The sequence below is a fragment of the Stenotrophomonas sp. SrG genome (genome assembly GCF_050031795.1).
In the GTDB taxonomy this organism is placed as follows: Bacteria; Pseudomonadota; Gammaproteobacteria; order Xanthomonadales; family Xanthomonadaceae; genus Stenotrophomonas; species Stenotrophomonas rhizophila_A.
Window position 1 is genome coordinate 1 of sequence record NZ_JBNBBE010000796.1, and the last position, 245, is coordinate 245.

Annotated in this window: 1 protein-coding gene; it reads right to left on the minus strand. The window is 64.5% G+C overall.

Annotated elements, in window-relative coordinates; translation table 11 throughout:
- Positions 1 to 245 (minus strand): FHIPEP family type III secretion protein (locus ACQG3P_RS21745; protein WP_426806210.1); only part of this gene is annotated, 245 nt, incomplete at both ends.

Below are 245 nucleotides of genomic sequence, written 5' to 3' on the forward strand. Positions count from 1 at the left end.
CTGCAGCATGCCCACGGCGATACCACCGAACAGGTTGACGAACACGATCACGATGCCGGCGATGGCATCGCCTTTCTCGAACTTCATGGCACCGTCGTACGAGCCATAGAGCTGGCTTTCGCGTTCCACGTCGCGGCGGCGGCGCTGTGCTTCGTGCGAGGTGATCGCTTCGGCGCGCAGGTCCGCGTCGATGCTCTTCTGCTTGCCGGGCATGCCGTCGAGCGAGAAGCGCGCCACCACTTCCC